This is a genomic window from Ruoffia sp. FAM 26254, from assembly GCF_045528545.1.
GTDB classification, from domain to species: domain Bacteria; phylum Bacillota; class Bacilli; order Lactobacillales; family Aerococcaceae; genus Ruoffia; species Ruoffia halotolerans.
On sequence record NZ_JBGQQY010000085.1, the window covers coordinates 1 to 3,330 of the forward strand.

General features: G+C 33.9%; 5 protein-coding genes and 1 pseudogene. All 6 read right to left on the reverse strand.

Annotation, left to right across the window (positions count from 1 at the left end; all coding sequences use genetic code 11):
• Positions 1 to 174: 174 nt before the first annotated feature.
• The 6 genes and pseudogenes from ACEN3Z_RS11640 to ACEN3Z_RS11665 all read right to left on the reverse strand — a co-directional run bounded on the left by ACEN3Z_RS11640 (position 175) and on the right by ACEN3Z_RS11665 (position 3,120).
• On the reverse strand, positions 175 to 993 hold the full coding sequence (locus ACEN3Z_RS11640) for a metallophosphoesterase (RefSeq protein ID WP_138403818.1): 819 nt from the start codon (positions 991 to 993) through the stop codon (positions 175 to 177).
• 108 nt (positions 994 to 1,101) lie between these two features.
• Positions 1,102 to 1,341, reverse strand: a pseudogene (locus tag ACEN3Z_RS11645) (ATP-binding cassette domain-containing protein); the annotation flags it as partial.
• Between the two features lies 1 nt (position 1,342).
• Positions 1,343 to 1,444: a DNA/RNA helicase domain-containing protein gene (locus ACEN3Z_RS11650; RefSeq protein ID WP_138403816.1), complete on the reverse strand. Its 102-nt coding sequence runs from the start codon at positions 1,442 to 1,444 to the stop codon at positions 1,343 to 1,345.
• A gap of 117 nt (positions 1,445 to 1,561) precedes the next feature.
• Positions 1,562 to 1,702: a hypothetical protein gene (locus ACEN3Z_RS11655; RefSeq protein WP_171031253.1), complete on the reverse strand. Its 141-nt coding sequence runs from the start codon at positions 1,700 to 1,702 to the stop codon at positions 1,562 to 1,564.
• A gap of 9 nt (positions 1,703 to 1,711) precedes the next feature.
• Positions 1,712 to 1,948 (reverse strand): hypothetical protein, encoded by a 237-nt coding sequence (locus tag ACEN3Z_RS11660; RefSeq protein WP_138403815.1) that lies wholly within the window; start codon positions 1,946 to 1,948, stop codon positions 1,712 to 1,714.
• A gap of 428 nt (positions 1,949 to 2,376) precedes the next feature.
• Positions 2,377 to 3,120: a sugar phosphate isomerase/epimerase gene (locus tag ACEN3Z_RS11665; protein WP_138403814.1), complete on the reverse strand. Its 744-nt coding sequence runs from the start codon at positions 3,118 to 3,120 to the stop codon at positions 2,377 to 2,379.
• Positions 3,121 to 3,330: the final 210 nt, after the last annotated feature.

Consider the following 3,330-nt stretch of genomic DNA (forward strand, 5'->3'; position numbering starts at 1 on the left):
TGTGGTTAATGAATAATCGACCTAGGAAATGCTTAGATTACCAAACACCTTTGGAAGTATTTTTACACGAACTCTTATTAATTGAGTAAATAAAAAATTGTCGCATTAATTATTGCAATTCAACATACTAAAAAAGCTTAACCATACTTAGAGATAGTTAAGCTTTTTAGCATTTCAATGTAAATCGACGATGACAATTTCAGGTGGATTAAAGATACGTGGGAACTGTTGATTTTGAATCATCAAGCCGCGACTGACAATCATCGTAGCCTCATTCTCTAATTCATATTCGCCACCGGCGTAAGCTGGGAAAAAGCCCTGTTGCGGTGAGTAAAGGCCGTTAATTAAGCCAGGTAATCGGAATTGTCCTCCATGAGCGTGTCCCGCTAATATTAAGTCAAACGGGTATTTTTCATATTGTTCAACTTGTTCAGGGCGATGACTGATTAAGATATTAAGATACTCTGTATCTATTTTTTTTCCTACGTACTTCAATTGTTTTTTAAATGTACGTTTGTGTTTCGCATCATCCACACCATTTATTACTAGTGTTGTTTGACCCACTTCTACTTTCGCACGGTCTCCTTCTAACACTTGAATATTCATCTCGCGAATCAAGCGTTTAAAGCCAGCTAAATGTTTCATACGTAATTCATGATTCCCCGTGACGTAAAATGTTGGGTAATGTTGGCCTAACCAATCGAGGAGCTTAGTTGTTGGGTGGACATTTCCAACGTAGTCGAAAAGGTCACCTCCTAAAAGCACAATATCAGGCTTTTGTTCGGAAATTTGTTCTATCAAGATAGATTGATTATCACCAAACTGGTTATTATGTAAATCACTTAAGAACATCACCCGAACATTATTGTTTACTTTATTGCTCTTCATTTGGTATTTTCTAATTTGAATGCTTGTATCAAAGGCTCTTCTTACAATTGCAACCCCTGCGAACGTTAAGGCTAATTTAGTTAATGTCTTCATTTTCATCGTCATCACCCACTCCCTTATAACTTACTATTCTACTACGAAAACCCTCTCATTTAAGTTAAATTTTACTAATAATGTCGTCATCAATTTCTCTTTTAGTCACTGGAATCTCATTTAACGAAGATGTATGAGCTTTTCTTCATCTATTTGATACACTGGATCAGCGACTCGGCTCACAAATTCCTTATCATGAGATGTAAAAATAACCGTACCTGAATACTTCTGGATAAAGCTTTCTAAAGCTTCAATCGTAAAAACATCGATAAAATTAGTTGGCTCATCTAGAATCAATACATTACTTGCTTTGACAAACATCTCTGCCATAGCCACCCGTGTTGCCTCACCCCCACTTAATTTATTCAAGGTGATTTTGATAATTAAAGTTATTGAAGGCATCCCTGTTTGATAATAGAAGATGAGCTTCATCTACTAAGACAACGTCCGCTTGCTTTCTCAAATCGTAATATGCTTGTGGTCTCCACTATATTGTAATGATCCAATTCGTCCGACGAATATTTCCGATTTCACCGTTCTCTACAATCGCTTTTATTTTTTGATAAAGCGGGTTATTACGTTAATTGAACATAATTGCATAAGAAAATTCATCTTTTTTAGACTCTGCAACTTCGTTTAATTTTTTAACCTGTTCTGTATATACACCTGCTGACTTTTCGTTTAATACGTGTAAACCATTTTCCAAAGCATAAATCGCCATTTCAGGGTGTTAGTAATGTGGTATCTCTTTCAATACTGCGTCACCGTATCCACTATTAACCATCTCTTTATAGTTACGATAAATTTTAGTGTTTGGAAAGTCTGCTTTGATTTTCTCGTCTTTAGCCTCATCAATATCTGTAACCGCTACTACTGCCATTTTGTCAACTTTACCTTCAGTGACTAAACTTCCATAGAATCCACCTTGTTGTCCGTATCCAATAATACCTAAGTTAACTTGTTCCATTTCCATGTCTCCTTTTAATAAACTATTTTTTCTAACCATTTGTTTTGGATAGCTCACTTTTAACTTTCTTTTTTAGAAAGTGAATAATGCAATCCGAAACCTTTAAAGAGCTTATAATAGGAAACAAGAGCACTTTCAACTGATAAATGAAATAAATAGCTCTTTATATTTAGTTTTTAAGACTCACATTTTCTTATAAGGAAACTTATTTTATATTATTAATATTTTTGACATTCTTTCACAATCGCATCCTTTTTAAATTAAGTATTTCCATAGACATGTGTGAAAATATTTAATAAAAAATTTACTCTTTTTCATCCGAGTCATCGGATGTTTTATTTTAATTTTTTCATGTTTATTTGGTTTTTCTATCAAAAAAACTGCAATTATTCCATTAATTGCAGTTTTAAAGTACTATTTAATTCTGACTATTTCTTTTTTAATTTCTCGATTTCGCCTTTTACCGTCTCAAATGGATTACCGCCACATGGGTATTCAATTGCCCGATTGACTTCTTCTGAAAATACAGCTAATATTTCGAGCATACTGATATCCCTTTCATCAATCAGAGTCATTTCTTTAGTATCGGCTTTAATGTTTTTCATATGAATGAACGTGACATCATCTTTTAATGCTTTCGCACTTTCTAATGGGGACTGGCCTGTTGCTAAGAAGTTTCCTGTATCAAAAGTCATTCCAGCGTCAATACCTGCGTCTTTAAGTTTACTAAGAATCCTTTTTATCTTCTCTGGTGTTGAGTAGTCTTCTTGATCGTTCTCTAATGTAAGGTGTAAGATACCGTATTCTGTCATTAGAGATTTAAGTATTTCAATATCCACATCATTTATATCTTCATCATAACCTGCAATGATTTTGAATTGTTTAGCACTTAATTCGCTATATTCTTCAAAGTACTGACGCAAAGTTTCTTTACTCATTAATACGCCCGGGAATAAAACATCAGGTACAGCAAAGAATAAAGTCATATTCAATTCTTCGGCTTTTTCTTTTAATTCGGCTAATTCTTTTCTATCACGTAAATACTCACGACGAATCTCAACTGTTTGAATCCCCAAGTCTTTGATTTTTTCTAACCATTCAATCTGAAATTGCCCTTGTTTCATGAGTTCTTCGAATACATATGTATTCAGAACTAAATTTTTATCTTCCATATGATGTATCTCCCTTTAATTGAATAAATTATAATAAATATTTTGTAAGTGTTACCATTTTTTTGGAAAGCTTGAAACTTTTAGGGAGCGTCAAGAAGTTTGTGTAAATAAAGAATTCCTTCTGTAAAAGAATCAGCTCTCTGCTAGTGTTCCAAACATTTCCCATAGCTCTGCTTCAGCTTGCTGGAAACCGCGGTGGCTTCGGGTTAA